Consider the following 18,741-nt stretch of genomic DNA (forward strand, 5'->3'; position numbering starts at 1 on the left):
GCCCGCCCCACTCGACCGCGGCGTTCTCGCCGGGGAACCGGAGGACGTCTTGGCACCGCACGACGACCCGTACTTCGAGCCGCTCGACCCGCGTGTGCTCGCCGACCCGCACCCGTATTACCGCAGGCTGCGCGAGGCGCATCCGGTGTACTGGCACGGAATGCTGGGCTCCTGGGTCGTCACCGAACACGCCGCCGGACGCCAGGTGCTCGCCGACACCGCCCGCTACGCCGCGGACTTCCGCCGGGCCGGGATCGACGTTCCCGCCGCGTCGGTGAACCTGCAGCAGCTCGACCCGCCGGAGCACACCGGGATCCGCCGCCTGCTGGTCTGCGCGCTGCACCAGGTGCCGCAACGCGCGATGGCCGACCACCTGCGCACGACCATGACTTCCCGGCTGCTCGCGCTGGGAGAAGCCTGCCCGGCCGACCTGGTGTGGGGCTTCGCCCGCCCGGTCGCGCTCGACGCGATCAGCCGCTATCTCGGCGTGCAACCGCCGGACGGCGAGGAGTTCGAGCGTTACTCCAACGCCATCGTGCGCAGCATGGATTCCGGTCTCGACCCGTCCCGCGCGGAGGCCGGGGACCAGGCTCGGGCGCGGCTGAGCGAACTCGTCGCCGGTTGGCTGGCCGACGACAATCAGATCGGTTTCGTCGCCGCCGCCCGCCGCGCGCGGTACGTCCGCCCCGGCATCTCCGCGGACCTGCTGGCGAACTCGCTCCGCGCGGTTCTCCACGCGGGTTACGAATCGTCCAGCCGCCTGCTCGGCGCGGCTTTGCTGCGTCTGGCGCGCCGGCCGGGCCTGCTGGATCAGCTGTCCGCTTTGGACGGCGCGGACGATCTCGCCGACGAACTGGTCCGCCTCGACGGTTCCGTGCAAGCCGACGGCCGGATCTGCGTCGCCGACGGCGAACTGGGCGGCCAGCGCATCCGGCGCGGCGACGTCGTGATCGTGCTGCTGGCCGCCGCGAACCGCGATCCCGCGGTATTTCCTTGCCCGGACGAGGTGAATCCGCGGCCCCGGCGCGGCCTGCACCTCGGATTCGGCCGCGGCGCGCATTCCTGCCTCGGCGCCGCGCTGGTCAACCTGCAGCTGCGCACGCTCTTCGACTGCTTGCGGGACAACGGAATCACGCTCACGCTGGCCGGCTGTCCGGCCTGGGAGGACACCGCGACCCTGCGCGGGCTGACTTCGCTGCCGGTCCAGGTGTCGGTTCGGCGGAAAACCTCGCTGCACTGGCGGTAGGTTGCCGGAACGGGGCCGGTTTTCGAGCGAGGCGACGGCGCTGGACGTGCGGCTTTTCGACGTCGACCGCAGGCGCCGGGAGGCCGAGGGCAGCTCACCGCCAGGAGGGGAAGGGCGGGGCGTCGGCCAGCGGTGAGGCCGCTGTACGCAGCGAACTGCTGAACGCGGACAGCAGGTCGAGGATCATCTCCCCGAGACGGTCGCGGGCGATGAACTCGACTTCGGGGCGCGGGGTCCAGGAAGTCCTCGACGTGCAGGCGATCCGCACGTCTTCGCCTTCGCTGGACAGGCGGAAATGCAGCGTTCGCTCGATGCCCTGGCCGTAGAAGTCGATCTCGCAGTCGGGCGCGGGCTCGACGACCTCGGGCGGCCGCGTTGCGGGTTGGAGGCAGAAGGAGAAGGTCCGCTGCCCGCTCTCGGTCACCCCGTGTCCCCCTTGTCTCCGGCGTCATGGTCGGCGTCCGACCAGGGTAGCCAGGCGCTGACGTCTAACTATATGAATAATCTAAGTTATCCATATAGTCGAGCACTCTCGCATGTCGTCACAGGTTTTAGTTTCGTTTTCGATACCTAGTGTTTTAATATCGATACGCAAACTGTAGGGTGAGTCTCACCTGCGGAAAGGGGCATCGATGCAGACGGGTGGGTCGCCGATCCGGCGTGGGAGCCGGGAGGAGCGGCGGGAGGCGACCGTGCGTGCGTTGGCCGCCGGGGACGAGGCGGGGTGTGCCTACTGCGGTCGGCCGCTGCCGCCTATCCCCCGTCAGGGCGGGCGGCCGACGCCGTACTGCCCGGCCGATCCTGAGCGGTACGGAAAGTGGGGCGCGAAGGTCGTCACGTGCGCGATGCTCGACGAGCAGCGCGAGATCTGGGTGACCGTCTACGGCCCCGACCAGCCGATGACCCTCCTCGACACCCAGTCGCTCGACGAGCAGCTCGGCTCGGCGTTGTCAGCGTTGGACCCGCTGCACGCGGAGCTGTCCGCGCTGCGAACGCACGTCACCGACCAGACCGCAGCGGCGCTCAAAGCGCGCGAAGAGGCTGAGGCTGCCCGTGACGAGGCGGTGGAGCAGGCCAGGGTGGCGAACGCGGAGCGAGCACACGCGGTGGCCGCCGCGGAGGAGGCGCGCGAGGCTGAGGCGGAGGCCAAAAAGCAGTCCGAAGTGGACCGTGCCGAGCGCGACAGTGCGCTCTCGAATGCTTCTGCGGCAAGGAAAGCGCAGGAAGCGGCGTTGGCCGTTCGCGATGAGGCGGAGAACAACCGGCAGCGCGCGCTCGAACAGGCGGCAGCGGCGCATGACCGGGTCACTGGCCTGCAGCGCGAGATCTCGGCCTTGCGCGCGACGGCGGTCGAGGATCTCGAACAGGCCCGTCGCGACGCAGCGGAGGCACAGCAGGAACTGCGGACGTCGTTGGCCGCTGAGCACGAAAGCCGGTTGCGCGAACAGGAACTGCGGATGCGCGAGCACACGGCGGAGGCGGACGAGCGGGTGCGCGGGGTCCAGCTCGCGGCGGATCAGCGGGTCGCCGAGTCAGCGGCGCAGTTGAGCCAGGCGACCAAGGGGTACGCCGAAACGCTGGCGCCGCTGCACGCTGAGCTCGGGGAACTGCGCGCTCGCGTCAGTGCGCAGCAGGCTGAGCTGGACGAGCTGAAACGCCTGCGGGAAGCAGAGAAGGCCGAGGAGGAGGCGGCTGCGGACTGACGCAGCGGCCCGCCCGGCTGGGTTGTGGTTCAATGACCTCAGTCGCCGGATCTTCCCGGCGGACTGTTCTTGCCCGCGGTGCTTTTCCTGGCCCGCCTCGGCGCACTTCATCGATCCCGGCCTCGTCAGGCCGTCCCCAGCCATGCCCACGAAACGGAGCACAACCATGCCCACCGAACGCCTCACCAACGGCACCGAACGAGCACTTCTCGAGAACACGCTCGACCGCAACCGCGAAGCCCTCGTCGACACCCTTCGCGGACTGTCCGAAACCGACGCCCGACGACGGCTCGTCGCGTCGCTGTCCACGCCGATCTCCGTGGTCAAGCACGCCGCCGCGGCGGAACGGATTTGGTTCCAGCGGTTCTGGGCCGGGCTCGAGGAGTCCGAATGCGACGGCTACTCGAAGCGCGACGTCGGCACGTTCACCGTCACCGACGACGAGACCGTGGCCGACGTGATCGCCGAATACGAGCGCGCCAGCCAGCGGTCGCGGGAGATCGCCGCGCGCTTCGAACTGGACGACACCAAGGAATTCCCCGGCGAGGGAACCATCAGCATGCGCTGGACGCTGCTCGGGATGATCCAGGAATTCGCCCGGCACGCGGGACACGGCGACATCCTGCGCGAGCAGATCGACCAGCCCCTGCCCTGACTCCCCCGGCCCTGGCGGTGCCGTGCGGAGACCCGGCGGCACCGGCAGGAGTGCGTCGGCTCTGGATCGAGCGCTCAAGAAACTTCCTGGCGACTGACTGCTGCCGGGCGCTGCACAGGGAGCGGCCTTCTCGCTGCGGCCGCCAGCATCCCGGCAGCGACGGCCGCGGAGCCGACCCCGAACAGCGGCGCGTGCGACAACGGCAGCACGGCCACTGCCAGCGAACCGAGCCCGAACCCGCACGCCTGCACGGTGAACGACAGCGAGAACCCTGCTGACCTGCGGTTCTTCGGGAGCAACCGCTGGAGGTTGACCGAGGTCGCGGCCACCAGCGGCCCGGTGCACCCGCCGATCAGCGTCAGCGAGCCCACCAGGCCAGCCCAGCCGAGGTCCGCCGCGAGAGCGAGCCCGCCGGCGACCAGACCGGCGAGGAACAGCCGCGGGTCGCCCGTTTTTCCCCGCCACGCACAGAGCAGGCTGCCCGCGATGCTTGCCCCGCTCAGCACGACGATCACGACTGGCGCGGCCGCATCGGGCGCACCCAGACGATGGACCAGCGGCAACGACGCGACCTCGATGGTGGACAGGAGCAGCCCGACGGTGAACGCGCAGCACAGCCACGGCAGGTAGATGATCGGCGATGGCGGCGGGCCGTCATCGCCGGCACCGGCCCCTTGGTGCGCACTCACGCGGCGCGGGACCAGGACCGCGGCAAGCAGGCACACGGCGGTCATGGCGGCCAGCGGCAGCAGCGGTCCGGCCAAAGCGAGCAGAGCAACCAACCCCGGCCCGCCGACCAGAACGCATTCGAGGATGACCGCGTCGACCGAGACGGCCCTTGGCAGCTGCTCGTCGTCGACCACGTCGGCCAACAGCGTCCGAAAGCCGCCGGACGACGCACCCGCCGCGGCGCCAGGCAACACGACGAGCGCGAGCAGCGCGGCGTTCGGCACGTGCACCGCTGCGGCAGCGGTGAGCAGGGCGAATCCGGCTGCGGCGAGCAGAAGCAAGGCGGACAGGCCACGGGAGACGCCGACGCGGTCAAGCCACCTCGAGAGCGGCACCGCGCCGGCCATCTCGGCGACGACATAGACCGACATCAGGACGCTGCCGAGCCGATACGACCCCGTGGTGGCCGTGGTCAGCAGAGTGAACGCGAGCGGCGCCATGGTCGCGGGGAGCCGGGCGAACTGGACGCCCGCCGACCAGCGCCAATACGCCCGATGAGGGAACAACGACATGCGAGTACGCTCGCCCGGCCCGGCAGTGCGGAATAGTGATTCGGGTGGAACCGAATGTTGCGGGCTTGCCGTGATCGAACTGGCCATGACCGCCGCTGGTAGCCAACGCGTCCGGTTCGCGATCTCCCCGCTGGAGGAAGCGCTAGGCGCGGTGCAGACACTGCTGGGGGTCCGCGGTCATCCGGTGCACCTGCCGTGGGTGTCCGGCGCGCCCGCTCTCGACGATCTCGGTGTCCCCGAGCTGGCAGCGGTGCTGAGCGCGCGGCACTACATCACGGAGTTCTTGAGCCCGCCGCCCGGCGGCCCGGAAACGACCGCGGCAGCACAGCTGGACGCCGTTCGCGCCACGCCGCCCGGGCAGGTCGCGCTGGAGCTGGCGATGGTCGATGCCGACCTGAGCGGCCTGCCCGACGACCCGGCGACCACACGGGATCTGCTTGCCGACCAGCTCGAGACCGTCTGGAACGCACTGCTCGCGCCGACCTGGCCCACGCTGCGCGAGCTGCTCACCGCTGACCTCGCACACCGGACGCGCCTGCTCGGCGAGGGCGGGCTCGCCAAGGCGCTGGCCGAACTGCACCCGCAGGTGCGGCTGGCGGGCACGTCCATCCTCGTCGACGTCCAAGCCCGGGAACGGCTGGACATCGACACACGCGGCCTGCTGCTCGTCCCCGCCGTGTTCGCGTGGCCGAACGTCGGGGTGGTGACCGTGCCGCCGTGGCAGCCGACGCTGCTGTATCCCGCCCGCGGCGTCGCATCGCTGTGGGCTTCGCGCACGGAACCGCCGGAACCGCTGGTCGGCCTGATCGGCCGCACCCGCGCGCTTCTGCTCGCCTGCTTGGACCAGCCCTCGGCAACCGTCTGCCTCGCCCAGCAGCTGCGCCTCGCGCCCGCGACAGTGTCCGCGCACCTGACCACACTGCGCGCAGCCGGGCTGCTGGCCAGCGACCGCAGCCGGCATCGCGTGCTCTACCGGCGCACCTCCCTGGGCGACGCGTTGCTCCAGGCCAGCCCACTCCGGTGAAGGCTCTGCTCGCGGTCACCCCAGCCAGGTAGCGAAGTCCAACAGGCCGGGATGTTCCTTGCGCAGCGCGGGAATGTCCGCCTGCCAACCGCCGTTGTTGGCGAAGTCGTAGCCCGCCACGGCATCAGGATCGCGGCCGGTCAGTGCCTCGCGCGGGATCGGCCGGTAGGTGACCGGCTCCCCCGTCGCCCGCGCCATGGCGTCGGCGATCTGCGGCATCGTCAGCTCGTCGCCGGCCAGCTCGATCGTCCGCCCGGCGTACTCGGCCGGGCGGGTGAAGGCCAGTGCGGCGAACGCGCCGATGTCGGCTGCCGCGATGAGCTGCACCGGCGATTCCGGCAGGAAGACGTCCGTCAGCACGCCGTCGCGGACGCCCAGCTGCGGGTGGATCTGGTTCTCCATGAACCGGACCGGACGCAGCGCGGTCACCGGAAGGCCCAGGTCGCGGGCGTAACGCTCCAAAGTGGACTTGGTCTGCCAGCGCGTGATGCCGTGCGGGGCATCGGCCGAGCCGACCGAGGCGTACACGAAAGTCCGGACACCGGCTGCCGCGGCGGCGTCTGCGACGTTGCGGCCGTAGCGGAGTTCGTCGTCGATGGTGAAATCGGGCGGCGTGCCGGGATAGCCAAGGGTCGGCTGGACGCTGAAAACGCCGTCGGAACCTTTGACGGCGATGTCGAGCGAAGCGCGGTCGCCCAGGTCGCCGCGGACGAGTTCGGCGCCGGCGGCGTCGAGTGCTTGGGCGGCGGGAGTGTCCGGGTCGCGGACCAGCGCGCGGACTCGTTGTCCGGCGGCCAGCAGTGCGCGGGCGGTCGCGCCGCCCTGGGTGCCGGTGGCTCCGGTGACGAGAACGGTGGTCATTTTTCCTCCTGCTGCCTGGATTCCCCTTAATCGGGGATACTCCCCGCTTTTCTTCGGCTACGATACGGGGACACTCCCCGATTAGGCAACCAGGAGGCGGCGATGCGGGCCGACGCCCAGCGCAACTACGACCGGCTCGTGGCGGCCGCGCGGAATGTCTTCGCCGAGCAGGGGGCGGACGCGCCGCTGGACGACATCGCGCAGCACGCGGGTGTCGGGAACGCCACGCTCTACCGCCACTTCCCCACCCGGCAGGCGTTGCTGGAGGCCGTTTTCCGCGACCACATCGACGCTCTGTGCCGGCATGCGGACGAGCTGAGGTCGGCAGCGTCGCCGGGCGCCGCGTTGAAGGGATGGCTGGGCGAGGTCATCGCGTACGGGAGCGCGAAGCGCGGGCTTGCGGCGTCGCTGCTGGCGGCGTTGGGCGAGGAAAGCTCAGAGTGTCGCGCGGCGATTTTCGAGGCGGCGCAAGGGCTTCTGACCCGGGCGCAGGATGCCGGCGAAGTCCGGGCAGGCGTCTCGGTCGGGCAGGTCTTCAAGCTGGTCAACGCCGTCGCGCTGGTTACCGAGACGGAGCCGGACGCGGCCGCGCAGGCGGTCAGCTTGCTCGACCTGATCTTTCACGGCCTCGCCACGCCCTAGCCGCTACAGCCATCCGCTGGTCTCGGCGACCCGGACCGCCTCCGCGCGGGTGCGGGCTTGGGTCTTCCCGATCGCCGAAGACAGGTGGTTGCGCACAGTCCCCGCCGACAGGCCCAGCGCCGTCGCCATGTCCGCGACGGTCCCGCCCTCCGCCGCTGCGCGCAGGACGTCCGCCTCGCGGTCGGTGAGCGGGCTCGCGCCGCTGGCCAGCGATTCGGCGGCGAGCGCCGGGTCCACGAACCGCAGACCGGCGTGCACCCGACGGATCGCGTTGATCAGCTGTTCCGGGCGCGAATCCTTCACCACGAACCCGGCCGCGCCCGCGGACATCGCGCGCGACAGGTACCCAGGACGGCTGAAGGTCGTGCAGATCAGCACGCGGCACTCCGGCAGCGCGCGGCGCAGGTCGGCGGTCACGGCGAGCCCGTCGCGGCCGGGCATCTGGACGTCGACGAGCGCGATGTCGGGCGCGGTCCGCTGCGCGGCGGGCAGGACTTCGAGGCCGGAGCCGACCTCGGCGACCACCTCGAGGTCGGATTCCATCCGCAGCAGGGAAGCCAGCGCGCCGCGCACGAGCGCCTGGTCGTCGGCCAGCAGGACCCGGATCACGCCGCACCCGCCGGTCCGCGGGCCAGCACCCGGAATCCGCCGTGCGGGCCGCGGCCGTGTTCGAGCGTGCCGGACACCGCGGCCATCCGCTCGGCGAGGCCGGTGAGGCCGTGCCCGGGGACGACGTCGGCCGGGACAGTGCCGTCGTCGGCGACTTCCAGCCAGTCGCGGCCGACGCGGACGGTGCAGCGCTGGGCGTCGGAATGGCGGAGCACGTTGGTCACGGCTTCCCTTACCACGTAACCGAAAACGCCCTGCAGATCAGCCGTCGCGGCATCGGTCTCGGCGGGCAGGTCGGCATGGACTCCGGCGGCGCGCAGCGCCATCCGGGCGCCGGCGACTTCGGTCGCGAGCGACACGGTGCGGTAGTCGGACACGGTGGCGCGGACGTCGGAAAGGGCTTCCCGGCACAGTTCGTCCAGGTCCCGGATCTCGGCGAGCGCCGCTGCGGTGTTGTCCGTCGTTTCCAGGATCCGCCGGGTCAGGCCGAGTTTCAGCGTCATCGTGGAAAGGCTGTGGCCGAGGACGTCGTGCAGGTCCCGGGCGACGCGCTGCCGTTCCTGGTCGACGGCCATCCGCCGGATCTGCTCGCGGGCGAGCCTGAGGTGGCCGATGGTGAACGTCAGCGCGTAGACGACGCCGAGGATCGCGGTGACGGCGACGAGCGTGAGCACCTGACCCCAGGCGACGCGGCCGTCCCGCACGAGCATCCACGCGATCTGGGCGGCGGCCGTCCCGAAGCCGAGCGGCAGGGAGAACCGCAGCGGCAACAGCATGAGCCCGGCGGCGATGGCGTAGGTGAGGCTGGTCAGGTACGCCGGGGAGCCGAGGATCAGCGCGGGGGTGATGCCGAGCGCGAACAACGCGGCCACCATCGCGATCCGCTGCCGCCGCAACGCGAGCGGGCCGAACCACAGCACCAGCAGGTACGCGACGGCGTAACAACCGAGGAATCCGAAGACGAGCCCGGTGCGCACCGGGCCGTATCGCCCGTCCGCGAGCGCGATGACCCAGGTGACCAGGAATGCCATCATGACGCCGTTGACGACCACAGACCGGACGCGGCCGCGGTGCGGAGGGGCTGCTCCGCTCCGCGCGTCCGTCCAGAAGCTCCAGTCCGGCCACTGGCGGGCCGAGAAGCGGTCCGGATCAGGTTCGCGCACGTCGATCATGGTACGACTGCTTCGCCGATGATCACCCATGACAAACGGCACGGGATCTTCCGGCGGGGCGATGGTGGGGTGGTTCCATGTTGCGCATAGCGAAATCCGGCCTGGCGAAGTACCAGATCACCAGCGACGGCCGCCCGCTCACCGTCGTCGAGGGCCGGTCCGGAGGGCAGTTCCAGCTCGACGGAGCCAGCTACCGGATCCGTCGTCGCCTCGGCACGTACCAGTTGCTGGCCGCCGACGGGTCGGTGCTCGCGAGCACCCGCCGGCCGGGCGCGCGAAGCTGGAGCGTCGAGAGCGGCAACGAGGTGCTTCGGTTCCGGCGGACCGGCCGCCGCGACCACGCTCGGGTCGATGAGGCCGGCAGCGTCTCCGTCAGCGCCGCTGACCTGCCGGGCGTCGAACCGAAGCTTCAGGTGTTCGTGCTCGCGGCCCTGGCGATGCGCACGCGCCGCCGACGCGTCGTGGTCGTCGCCGGGAGTTGAGCGGCGACTACGCTGGACAGGTTCGCCCGCCTTCGCTGGAGAGACCTTGTCCGACCGCCGTACCCTGACCGCCGACTGCGCGAGCTGTTTCGCGCTCTGCTGCGTCGCGCTCACCTTCACCAAATCAGCTGATTTCGCCATCGACAAGCGCGCCGGCGACCCGTGCCCGAACCTGCAGCACGACTTCCGCTGCGGCATCCACGATCAGTTGCGTCCCAAGGGTTTCGCGGGCTGTACCGCGTACGACTGTTTCGGCGCGGGACAGCAGGTGTCACAGGTGACCTTCGCCGGCCGCAGCTGGCGCGAGGCTCCGGAAACCCGCGGGCTGATGTTCGCCGCACTGCCGGTGATGCGGCACCTGCACGAGCTGCTCTGGTATCTCGCCGAGGCCCGCTCGCTGACCGCGACCCGCGAGATCCACGCGGAGCTGGACGCCGCGATCGCCGAGATCGAGCAGGCGACGGCCGGCGACGCGGACGCGGTGCTGGCGATCGACGTCGACTCGCGCCGGGCCCAGGTGAACCCGCTGCTGGTCCGCACCAGCGAACTGGTCCGCGCCGGAGCCGGGCGCAAGAAGGACCGCCGCGGCGCCGACCTGATCGGCGCGAAACTGGCCGGAGCGGACTTGCGCAGCACGAACTTGCGCGGCGCGTACCTGATCGCGGCCAACCTCCGGGGCGCGGACCTGCGCCGCGCCGACCTGATCGGCGCGGATCTGCGCGACGCCGACATCCGCGGCGCCGACTTCACCGACAGCCTTTTCCTTACCCAGTCCCAGGTCAACGCCGCCCGCGGCGACACCGCGACCAAACTGCCCGCACGGCTGACGCGCCCCGACCACTGGTAGTCAGCGCGGCCGGGTGGACCCGACGACCACTCCGCCGAGCCGGGCGATCCAGCTGCCGCACACACAACGCACGTACTCGGTCCGGCTGGCCGCCGACGCGGGAACGACAGCGGAGGCGGGCAGCTCGGCCAGGGGCCAGCCGCAACGGGGGCAACGGTTTTCTTCCATGCCACCATGGTGCGGTAATGGTTCAGTGCAGTTCAACCCTTACGGATTCCGGCGCGGCGGAGCGGGACGTCGAGGGGACTTGCCGGGGAGTTCACGACCTTGCCAGCCTTGCCGCGACCGTCGTGAAGCGGGCCTGAGTCGCGCGCCGTGGTGCCGACCGACGTCGGCGGGCACTATGAGTGCGGGGACGGTCCACGCGACATCCCCGTGTCGGGTCGCCGGGAGCGGCTTGCCGGTCGGAATCGTCGATCCGGAGAAAACGAGTTTAGCGGATGAATGACCCCGAAGCTTTTTCCTGGCGTTAACAAATAGCAAGCAGGTTGGGCGCGACGGGCGACAGTACGCGACCACACGGCGCAACGATTTGATAAGGTCAGATAATCTTTCTGTGCATGTACATCGGATGCCGCAGGCCGATATCATTCGCGAGTGTCGCATTTCCTGTTCGATTCGGGGAATGCGTTCAGGCGGCGGGGTTTATCGCGTCCCGGGGGCGCGCATGCGCAGTCGATCGCCGGCATCGGCCGTCTCCGCGACGGCTGGAACTGTCCTCGTCGCAAGACCACGCACACCACAGAGAAGGGAATGTCATGAAACGCTCACTGTGGGCCAGAATCGGTGCGATCGTGGCTGCCGGAGCCGCCGTCCTGGGGATGACTCCGGCAGCCGCCGCCAGCACGGCCACGTCAGCGCTGTCGCCGCGCACTGTCGGCCCGACTCGGCTCCGGAACGATTCCAGCGGGATGTGCCTCGCGATCTGGCACACCAGCGAGGAAGGCGCCCTGGTGTTCCAGTCCCCTTGCCATGCGGAGTTCAGCGACCAGTACTGGACCTACCAGAACGACCTGACGCTCGTGAACAAGTTCAGCGGCAAGTGCCTCGCGATCCGGCACGCCGTTGACGAGGACCCCAGAACGTTCCAAGCCTCCTGTCATCCGGAGTCAGCCGACCAACGCTGGTTCGCGCCGGGAGACGGGACGCTTCGCAACCAGCTCAGCGGCAAGTGCCTCGCACTCCGGCACCCTGACGAGGACGGCGATGCCGCGGTGCAGGCCTCCTGCCGTCCGCGAGCCGCCGAACAGCGATGGGCGGTCATCGGCTAGCTGACCGGTGTCCGGGTCGCGAAGAAATCAGGTGTGCCGGAACGCGGCGCACCCGCCGGTTGTCCCGGCATGCCTGCCCGGCGAAATGGATACTGGCGAACGAGCGAGCGAAATCGCCCCTATTCCGGAGACAGCGGATTTTTCCGGAGTGGAATTGACAGTGGCTGAAGTCGGCAATGCGGCGACCCAGGCGAACGGCGATGACGCCGCCTAACCTGTTCGCTGGGAACAGCAGCCGGACATTGATCACGAGAAATCACTCCAGTGATGCGCCCGAAACGCGACCAGAGCGGAATTTCGGCGGAGCAGCCGGCGCCGTCGTCGCCCCGGCACCGGCTGCGGCACCGGACCGCCGCCCGACCACGAGTCATTGCCGCGGATCAGCCGCGCCCTCACTGCGGCGGTGCATCGCGCGATAGCGACCAGGAGCATGACCCACGACCCGCTTGAAAGCGCGTGCGAACGCGAATTCCGAGTCGTACCCGACCTTCCGGGCGATCTGCCGCAGGGGTGCTTGGCCCTCGCGCAGCAGGCGGGCGGCCACGGTCATCCGCCAGATGCCGAGGTACTCCATGGGGGTGTGGCCGGTCGTCGACGTGAATCGGCGGCTGAACCGGGCACGCGGGAAACCGACGGCCTGCGCGAGCGCCTCCACGGTCCAGGGTTTGCCGGGGTCGTCGTGCAAGAGCGCGAGTGCGGGGCCGACCGCGGGGTCGTGGAGTGCGTGGGCCCATCCGACCAACTGGTCGGGCTGGCCGAGAAACCAGGACCTCAGGGTGTAGGTGAACAGCAGGTCGAGCAGCGAGGCCACCACGGCGGGCGTGCCGCGGCCGGCCTGGTCGACCTCGGTGGTGAGCAGGTGGACGGCGGCGGCGAGGCAGCTGCCGCGCATCTGGCTCGCCGTCACGTGCACGACGTCGGGCAACGAGGCGATGAACGGGTGCTGCGGCGCCGGTTCGAGCAGGTACGCGCCGCAGACCAGGACGGTCTCGGGGCCGTCGCCCTCGATGACGAGGTCGGTGGCCGACAGCTCCTCCAGGTCGGCGCCGAACAGCTCTCGCACGGTGGGAGCCGGCCGACCTGGGGTGTCGGCGGCAATGTGCCCGGCGCCGGACGGGAGCAACGCGACGTCCCCTTGGGCGAGATGCAGCGCCTGGCCGCCGTCGGGGACGAGCACGCAGGAACCGGCGATCACGACGTAGATGGTGGCGATCGATCGCGACTCGAACGCGATGCCCCAGGGCGCACGCAGCAGCGCCCTGCCGTAGACGACGCCGCCGCGCCGGAGGGCGGCGACGATGTCGCCCACGACCTCGGCCACATGGTCGCGCTCACGGCCGACCGCCTTCACCGTCATACCCGATTCGCTCCGGCACGGTGCCAATCGGATATGAATCTGGCGAGAACTGTCATGGCGTGCGTCGATGACCCATTCATACGGTGATGTGGTTGCCGATTCGACCTTACCTTGCGAGGAGCGCGTGCCAACCACAGTTCTTGTTCTCGGCGCGACCGGCCGCACCGGGCGCCGGGTGGTGTCCTTGCTGGCCGAACGGGGACACGCGATCCGGGCGGCGAGCCGGACGCCGGGGAGACCGGAGGGTTCGGTGACGCCGGTCCGCTTCGACTGGAGCGACCCGGCGACCTACCAACCCGCCCTGGAAGGCGTGGACGCGATCTACCAGTGGTTCCCGATCCGCCCCGACACCACGGCAGAGGTCGCGGCGCTGCTGGACGACGCCAAGAGCGCCGGGGTTCGCCGCGTGGTTCACCTGTCGAACATGACGGCGCATCTGTCCGGAGAATGCTTCCCGACGCACGGGGTCGAGCGCTTCCTCGAGACCGGGCCGGTGCCCGCGACGATCCTGCGTCCCAACGTCTTCGCCGAGAACTTCTCCGAACACCCCGCGATCCTGCAGGGCATCCGCACCGGCGTCGTCTCGGTTCCCGCGGGCGAGGGCCGGGTGGCGCCGATCTCCGTCGAGGACATCGCCGCCGTCGCCGCGGCCGCGCTGACCCAGGGCGGACATCAGCACCAGACCTACTCCCTGACCGGACCCCATTCGCTGTCCTTTTCGGACATGGCCGCGATCGTGGCCGAGGCCGCGGGAAAACCGGTGCGGTACCAGGCGATGGACCCGGCCGAGTTCCGCGAAGCCCTGCTCGGCGGAGGCACTCCCGGTCAGGTCGCCGACTTCTACGCCGCCATGTACGAAGGCATCCGCAACGACTGGGCCGCCGACGTGACCGACGACGTCCAGCGGATCACCGGCCGACCGCCGGTCTCCTTCGCCGACTATGCCCGCGCCGCGGCAGCCCTGTGGCGCTGACCAGCCGTTCTCTAGCCCGCCCGCTATTCCACAGTGGACACTCCGAAGCGGACAACGAGCCCGCCGGCAGCGTCAGAGACGTCCGAACGCGGGCGGGCGTTTCTGGATGAACGCGTCGATGCCCTCCCTCGCGTCCGGCGTGTCGAACAACCTGCCCAGCGCTGATTGGTCTTCGGCGAGCGCCGTCTCCAGATCCTGCTCCGCCCCCTCGTCGATGCGTTGTTTCGCCGCGCGGGCGGCCTCGGCAGGCAGGAGCGCAAGCGTCGTGGCCAGCTCCAGCGCCGCGGCGGGCAGGTGGTCTGCGGCGACGACCTTCGCGACGACCCCGCGCGCGAGCGCCTCGTCCGGGTAGACGGTGCGTCCGGTCAGCACCAGTTCCTTCGTCCACCTCGGGCCGACCTGGCGGGCCAGCCGTTGCGGACCGCCTCCGCCGGGGATGAGGCCGAGTTTGATTTCCGGCAGGCCGAAGCGGGCGGTCTCCGCGCACAGGATGACGTCGCAGCAGAGGGCGATCTCGAAGCCGCCGCCGAAGGCGTAGCCGTTGACTGCCGCGACGGTCGGTTGCGGCAGCGCGCTCAGTGCGTCGAACACCACCCGCGAGCGACGTTGGTATGCCTCGAATTCGGCACGCGAGGAAGTGCCGTACTCGCCGATGTCCGCGCCCGCCACGAAGCCCTTGCCCGTGCCGGTCAGGATGACGGCGCGCACGGCTGGGGCGTCGCGCAGGGCCGCGATCTCGTTCCCCAGAGCCGCGATCAGCGAGCCGGAGAAGGCGCCGAGCTTGTCCTCGCGCTCGATCCGCAGGATCCGGACCGCGCCCTCGTCGCGCACGATCAGGTTGGGGTGGACGTCAGTCATGGGCGGCACTCCTCGCAGCCGGGGTCGTGAAGTGGGCGACCTCTTCGTCGGTCAGCACCTCGCGCAGCACCTCCGCGGTGTGCTCGCCGGCCCGTGGCGGGGCCGAGCGGAGCTGCCACGGCGTCTCGCTGAGGGTGACCGGACATCCGATCAGCGAGATCGGGGATCCGTCCGGACCTTCGGTCGTGATCAGGAGGTCCGAATCCTGTTCCCGCAACTCGGCGACGGCCTCCGCGGTCGTCCGCACGCGCGCCGCCCAGAGTCCTGCGGCGCCCAGAGTTTGGACCCAATACGCGGCGGGTTCCTGGCGCACGAGCGACTCCAGGCGACGTTTGACCTCGTCCCGGTCCGCCCAGGCGTCGAGGTCGGCGAGCGACGGGTCGCCCACTACGTCCGCGACGACGTCCAGCGGGGCCATCGCCAGCGCGATCCAGCCGTCCTGTGCCGCGTAGACGCCGAACGGCGCCGACAGCCACGCCTGGCCGATGCCTTCCGCGGACCGCTCGTAGCCGCCGCTCTGGTTGAGGAATGCCGAGATTTCCTGGCACTGCATGGCGATGGCGGTCGAGTAGAGGTCCACCTCGACGCGCTGCCCGATCCCGTGCCGCTCCCGCGCGACGAGCGCCGCGAGGATCCCGTTCGCGAGGGTGAGCGCGGTGGCGTGGTCGACGATCGCCGTCCCCGCGGGCGTCGGCGGGTCGCCGCGCCGGCCGGTGGCCGCTGCCAGTCCCGACATCGCCTGGATGAGGAGGTCCTGCCCGGGACGGCGTTCGCGGGCGAACGGCGTGTCCTGCCCCCATCCCGACCCGGAGCAGTAGACGACGTCGGGCCGCACCGCGCGGATGTCGTCGTAGCCCAGTCCCAGTTTGTCCATGACCCCGGGGCGGAAGTTCTCCACCACGACATCGCACGTCGCCGCGAGGCGCAGCAGCGCGTCCCGCGCGGCGGGGTCCTTCAGATCCAGTGCGAGCGACCGTTTGTTGCGGTTCATCGCGAGATACGCGGCCGATTCCCCGGCGACCAGGCCGCCCATCATCTCCAGCGAGCGTTCCCACTCCCCCTCGGGACGCTCCACCTTGATGACGTCCGCGCCGAGGTCGGCGAGCATCTGCGTCCCGTACGGGCCGAGCATCATCTGCGTGAAGTCGAGGATGCGGATCCCTTCGAGCGCCTGGGTCATGCGTCTGTCTCCTTCGTCGGCGGCTCGGACGCGACGGAGTCCCGCAGGGCCCGCCGGTCGACTTTGCCGTAGTGGTTGCGCGGCAAGCTGTTCCGCATATGGATGTGCCGCGGCTTCTTGTACGAGGCGATGGCGCCCGCGCACGCCTCGCGCAGGGTCGTTGCCAGGGTTTCCGGGTCCCGCAGCGCGTCGTCGGCGACGACCACGAACGCGTGCACCGCCTCGCCCCACTCGGGGTCTGGTACGCCTGCCACGGCGACTTCGGCCACCCCGGGGACCCGCTCGATGACCTGTTCCACTTCGCGCGGCTGGATGTTGTACCCGCCGGAGGCGATGACGTCGGAGCTGCGCCCGATCACGTGCAGATAGCCGTCGTCGTCGACCCGGGCCAGGTCGCCGGTGGAGAACCATCCGTCGGACAGCACCTTCGCGTCGAGGTCGGGCCGGCGCCAGTAGCCCGGCATGACGACAGAGCCCCGCACCGCGAGGACCCCGTCGTCCACACGATGCTCGACGCCGCCGAGGAACCTGCCCGCCGATGTAAGGCGGCTCGAGTCCGGCCCAGCGGCGGATTCGTCGTGATCAGCCGGTGTCAGCACGGAAAGCGGTGCGAGGGCTTCGGCGAGCCCGTAGAACTGGGTGAGCACGCCCGGGAACCGGCGGGACGCGCGGATCAGTACGTCGGTGCTCACGGCGGAGCCGCCGTACGGGAGGCAGCGGAGGTGCCGTCCGCTCGCGGGCCGTGCGGCCGCCGCTTCGACGAGGCGCGCCAGCAGGACCGGCACCAGCGGCACGATCGTTCCGTCGTATCGGTCGACCAGGTCGAGGACGGCTCCGGCGTCGAATCGCCGTTCGATCACTGTCCGAGCGCCTTGGATGAAGCAGTCGAGGGCGACCGACCCAGCGAAATGGGCCGCCGGGGCTGCGAGGACCACCGTGTCTGCCTCCGTCACGGGAGGCAGACACGCGAGCGAGTGCCGGGTTCGCGCCACCCAGGCGCCTTGCGTGACTACTGCGGCCTTCGGTGCGCCGGTGGTGCCCGAGCTGTACATCAGCATTGCGACGTCGTCATCTTGCGGGCGTGCCGGTGTTGTCGTCTGCTCGTCGCCAACGGAGGGCGGACGGTCTGCATCCAGGCCCACGACGACGGTGCGGGCACCCGCGTCGTGCAGCGCGGCCCGCAGCAGGTCGGCCTGCCCAGGGTCGGCGCACACGACGGCCGCCTGTGCGTCGAGGCAGATCGCTGCGACCTCCCGGACGTGGAGCCGCGCGGAGACGGCGACCCGGACCAGGCCGAATCCGAGCAGCGCCTGATCGAGCAGCCGGGTCGTCACGCCGTTCTCGAGATGGACGACGACGCGATCTCCGTTGGCAGCGCCATGTTCGAGGAGCAGGGCGTAGAGGCCTCGCGCGAGCCTGGCCGTTTCGGCGAATGTCAGCCAGCGTCCGTCGTGAAGCAGGGCGGGCGCCGCGCCGTGTGCCTCATAGGTGTGGTCGAGGATCTCCGGCAGAGTGTCAGCCGACATGCGCACCGGCCCGCAAGTTGTTGAGACGCACCACAATCCGCGCGTCATCGGTGCCTCCGCGGATCATGTCGTGCAGCGCGGATGCCCCCACGCGCTGGTACCGCGGGTAAGCCGGAACGCGCGGGCGGAGGAACGACTGCTGCATGGTCGAAAGCGTGCTGCTGAAGAATCCTCCGGCGAGCGGGTCGTGCCAGGCACGAGCTGCGGCGGGCTGGCCGCCCGCAGCCAGGTAAATCCCAGCCTGTACCTCCGGGGACGTGGCGAAAACAACGAAATCCGCCGCTTCCTGCGGCCGGGCCGATCGTGCTGACACGGCGAGGCCCACCCCGCCGGTGAGCGACCCCGTTGCCGTCCTCCCGGCCGCGACCGGCGCGTCCGAGAACACGACGCGCCGGTCGAGTGCGTAAGTGCTGTAGCCGAAAACCAGCGGCGTGTACAGCGCGGGCCCGGCCCCTGCGAGTTCGTCGAGCACCTGGATCGGGTTCGCCTCGAACGACCTCTCGGGCACCAGCGCCAGCACCTCGCGCAGCAATGCCAATGCCGCCAACGCGGTGTCAGCGTCCAGCCCGTCGTCACCCCACCAGCCGGGCAGGTCGCGCGGACGGACGGCTTCGCACATCGACAGCAGAGTGCCCCACAGATGCGTGGGATTCGCGGCGAGCAGAGTGCGAGCGGGTCCGAGCGCGGCCAGGTGCTCGACGACGTCCTGCCACGTGCGCGGGAGTTCAGTCCCGGCCCTGGCCGCGCTCACCATGCAAGCCGCGTCGACCGGCAGGGCCATGAGCCGGTTTTCCCAGACATAGCTGCGCAGGCTCGGCCCGACGTAGGCCGCCGCCCGCTCCTCGATGATCTCCGACGGCAACGGTGCGAGAGCGCCAGCGCGCACGGCGTTTCCCACGTGCGGATGGTCGATCGCCAGGATGTCGAACTCGTCCGCCAGTTCGTCGAGCGGGACGTCCTCGAACTCCTCGAGGGTCCGCGCGGTCCACTCGACCGAGATGCCCGTGCGGGCTTCGTATTCCGCGGACGTGCGGACGATGGGGTCGATGGCGCGGGGGTGATCCCACGTGAGCCCCCGTAGGCGCGTCATGGCC

20 protein-coding genes are annotated in these 18,741 nt (G+C 70.3%); 9 read left to right on the forward strand and 11 right to left on the reverse strand.

Annotated features, from left to right (window positions below; all coding sequences use genetic code 11):
• On the forward strand, positions 1-1,246 hold a 1,246-nt coding region (locus tag ABD156_RS19625), incomplete at its 5' end, for a cytochrome P450 (RefSeq protein ID WP_344275225.1).
• A 94-nt stretch (positions 1,247-1,340) separates the two neighbouring features.
• On the opposite strand, the gene ABD156_RS19630 is transcribed toward ABD156_RS19625, so the two are convergent.
• Positions 1,341-1,670 carry a hypothetical protein gene (locus ABD156_RS19630; RefSeq protein ID WP_344275228.1) on the reverse strand — a complete coding sequence of 110 codons (330 nt, stop codon included), beginning with the start codon at positions 1,668-1,670 and terminating at the stop codon, positions 1,341-1,343.
• 208 nt (positions 1,671-1,878) lie between these two features.
• Here ABD156_RS19630 and ABD156_RS19635 point away from each other — a divergent pair, with 208 nt between their 5' ends.
• Positions 1,879-2,949, forward strand: coding sequence for a hypothetical protein (locus tag ABD156_RS19635; protein WP_344275231.1), 1,071 nt, complete (start codon positions 1,879-1,881; stop codon positions 2,947-2,949).
• 166 nt (positions 2,950-3,115) lie between these two features.
• Positions 3,116-3,604 (forward strand): DinB family protein, encoded by a 489-nt coding sequence (locus tag ABD156_RS19640; protein WP_344275234.1) that lies wholly within the window; start codon positions 3,116-3,118, stop codon positions 3,602-3,604.
• 74 nt (positions 3,605-3,678) lie between these two features.
• Here ABD156_RS19640 and ABD156_RS19645 read toward each other — a convergent pair whose 3' ends face one another.
• Complete coding sequence (locus ABD156_RS19645; RefSeq protein ID WP_344275237.1) at positions 3,679-4,845, reverse strand: MFS transporter; 1,167 nt, start codon at positions 4,843-4,845, stop codon at positions 3,679-3,681.
• A gap of 70 nt (positions 4,846-4,915) precedes the next feature.
• Here ABD156_RS19645 and ABD156_RS19650 point away from each other — a divergent pair, with 70 nt between their 5' ends.
• Positions 4,916-5,869 carry an ArsR/SmtB family transcription factor gene (locus ABD156_RS19650; RefSeq protein ID WP_344275240.1) on the forward strand — a complete coding sequence of 318 codons (954 nt, stop codon included), beginning with the start codon at positions 4,916-4,918 and terminating at the stop codon, positions 5,867-5,869.
• 15 nt (positions 5,870-5,884) lie between these two features.
• Here the strand turns inward: ABD156_RS19650 and ABD156_RS19655 are convergent, their stop codons facing one another.
• Positions 5,885-6,730, reverse strand: coding sequence for an NmrA/HSCARG family protein (locus ABD156_RS19655; RefSeq protein WP_344275243.1), 846 nt, complete (start codon positions 6,728-6,730; stop codon positions 5,885-5,887).
• A 102-nt stretch (positions 6,731-6,832) separates the two neighbouring features.
• Between ABD156_RS19655 and ABD156_RS19660 the strand changes: the two genes are divergently transcribed.
• On the forward strand, positions 6,833-7,372 hold the full coding sequence (locus ABD156_RS19660) for a TetR/AcrR family transcriptional regulator (protein WP_344275246.1): 540 nt from the start codon (positions 6,833-6,835) through the stop codon (positions 7,370-7,372).
• A gap of 3 nt (positions 7,373-7,375) precedes the next feature.
• Here the strand turns inward: ABD156_RS19660 and ABD156_RS19665 are convergent, their stop codons facing one another.
• Together ABD156_RS19665 and ABD156_RS19670 are read right to left on the reverse strand one after the other, a co-directional pair.
• Complete coding sequence (locus tag ABD156_RS19665; RefSeq protein ID WP_344275249.1) at positions 7,376-7,981, reverse strand: response regulator transcription factor; 606 nt, start codon at positions 7,979-7,981, stop codon at positions 7,376-7,378.
• Positions 7,978-9,153 (reverse strand): sensor histidine kinase, encoded by a 1,176-nt coding sequence (locus ABD156_RS19670; protein ID WP_344275252.1) that lies wholly within the window; start codon positions 9,151-9,153, stop codon positions 7,978-7,980. The genes ABD156_RS19665 and ABD156_RS19670 overlap by 4 nt, the downstream gene beginning before the upstream one ends.
• A gap of 77 nt (positions 9,154-9,230) precedes the next feature.
• Here ABD156_RS19670 and ABD156_RS19675 point away from each other — a divergent pair, with 77 nt between their 5' ends.
• Together ABD156_RS19675 and ABD156_RS19680 are read left to right on the forward strand one after the other, a co-directional pair.
• A complete protein-coding gene (locus ABD156_RS19675; RefSeq protein ID WP_344275254.1) occupies positions 9,231-9,635 on the forward strand; it encodes a hypothetical protein in 405 nt (134 codons plus the stop codon).
• A gap of 46 nt (positions 9,636-9,681) precedes the next feature.
• A complete protein-coding gene (locus ABD156_RS19680; protein WP_344275257.1) occupies positions 9,682-10,482 on the forward strand; it encodes a pentapeptide repeat-containing protein in 801 nt (266 codons plus the stop codon).
• Here the strand turns inward: ABD156_RS19680 and ABD156_RS19685 are convergent, their stop codons facing one another.
• Positions 10,483-10,650 carry a hypothetical protein gene (locus ABD156_RS19685; RefSeq protein WP_167493521.1) on the reverse strand — a complete coding sequence of 56 codons (168 nt, stop codon included), beginning with the start codon at positions 10,648-10,650 and terminating at the stop codon, positions 10,483-10,485. It abuts the gene before it with no gap.
• 590 nt (positions 10,651-11,240) lie between these two features.
• On the opposite strand from ABD156_RS19685, the gene ABD156_RS19690 reads away from it, so the two are divergent.
• The gene (locus ABD156_RS19690) at positions 11,241-11,753 is read left to right on the forward strand and encodes an RICIN domain-containing protein (protein ID WP_344275263.1); all 513 of its coding nucleotides are present in this window, start codon (positions 11,241-11,243) and stop codon (positions 11,751-11,753) included.
• Positions 11,754-12,120: 367 nt separating this feature from the next.
• On the opposite strand, the gene ABD156_RS19695 is transcribed toward ABD156_RS19690, so the two are convergent.
• On the reverse strand, positions 12,121-13,110 hold the full coding sequence (locus ABD156_RS19695; RefSeq protein WP_344275266.1) for an AraC family transcriptional regulator: 990 nt from the start codon (positions 13,108-13,110) through the stop codon (positions 12,121-12,123).
• Positions 13,111-13,234: 124 nt separating this feature from the next.
• Between ABD156_RS19695 and ABD156_RS19700 the strand changes: the two genes are divergently transcribed.
• Entirely contained in the window at positions 13,235-14,083 is an 849-nt protein-coding gene (locus ABD156_RS19700) for an NmrA family NAD(P)-binding protein (protein WP_344275269.1), read from the forward strand.
• A gap of 72 nt (positions 14,084-14,155) precedes the next feature.
• Here the strand turns inward: ABD156_RS19700 and ABD156_RS19705 are convergent, their stop codons facing one another.
• The 4 genes from ABD156_RS19705 to ABD156_RS19720 are packed head-to-tail and all read right to left on the reverse strand — an operon-like array spanning position 14,156 to position 18,737.
• Entirely contained in the window at positions 14,156-14,941 is a 786-nt protein-coding gene (locus tag ABD156_RS19705) for an enoyl-CoA hydratase/isomerase family protein (RefSeq protein WP_344275272.1), read from the reverse strand.
• Complete coding sequence (locus tag ABD156_RS19710; RefSeq protein ID WP_344275274.1) at positions 14,934-16,121, reverse strand: CaiB/BaiF CoA transferase family protein; 1,188 nt, start codon at positions 16,119-16,121, stop codon at positions 14,934-14,936. The genes ABD156_RS19705 and ABD156_RS19710 overlap by 8 nt, the downstream gene beginning before the upstream one ends.
• Positions 16,118-17,647: a class I adenylate-forming enzyme family protein gene (locus tag ABD156_RS19715; RefSeq protein ID WP_344275277.1), complete on the reverse strand. Its 1,530-nt coding sequence runs from the start codon at positions 17,645-17,647 to the stop codon at positions 16,118-16,120. The genes ABD156_RS19710 and ABD156_RS19715 overlap by 4 nt, the downstream gene beginning before the upstream one ends.
• The gene (locus tag ABD156_RS19720) at positions 17,637-18,737 is read right to left on the reverse strand and encodes an extracellular solute-binding protein (protein ID WP_344275280.1); all 1,101 of its coding nucleotides are present in this window, start codon (positions 18,735-18,737) and stop codon (positions 17,637-17,639) included. The genes ABD156_RS19715 and ABD156_RS19720 overlap by 11 nt, the downstream gene beginning before the upstream one ends.
• Positions 18,738-18,741: the final 4 nt, after the last annotated feature.

The organism is Amycolatopsis albidoflavus, from assembly GCF_039525725.1.
GTDB lineage: Bacteria > Actinomycetota > Actinomycetes > Mycobacteriales > Pseudonocardiaceae > Amycolatopsis > Amycolatopsis albidoflava.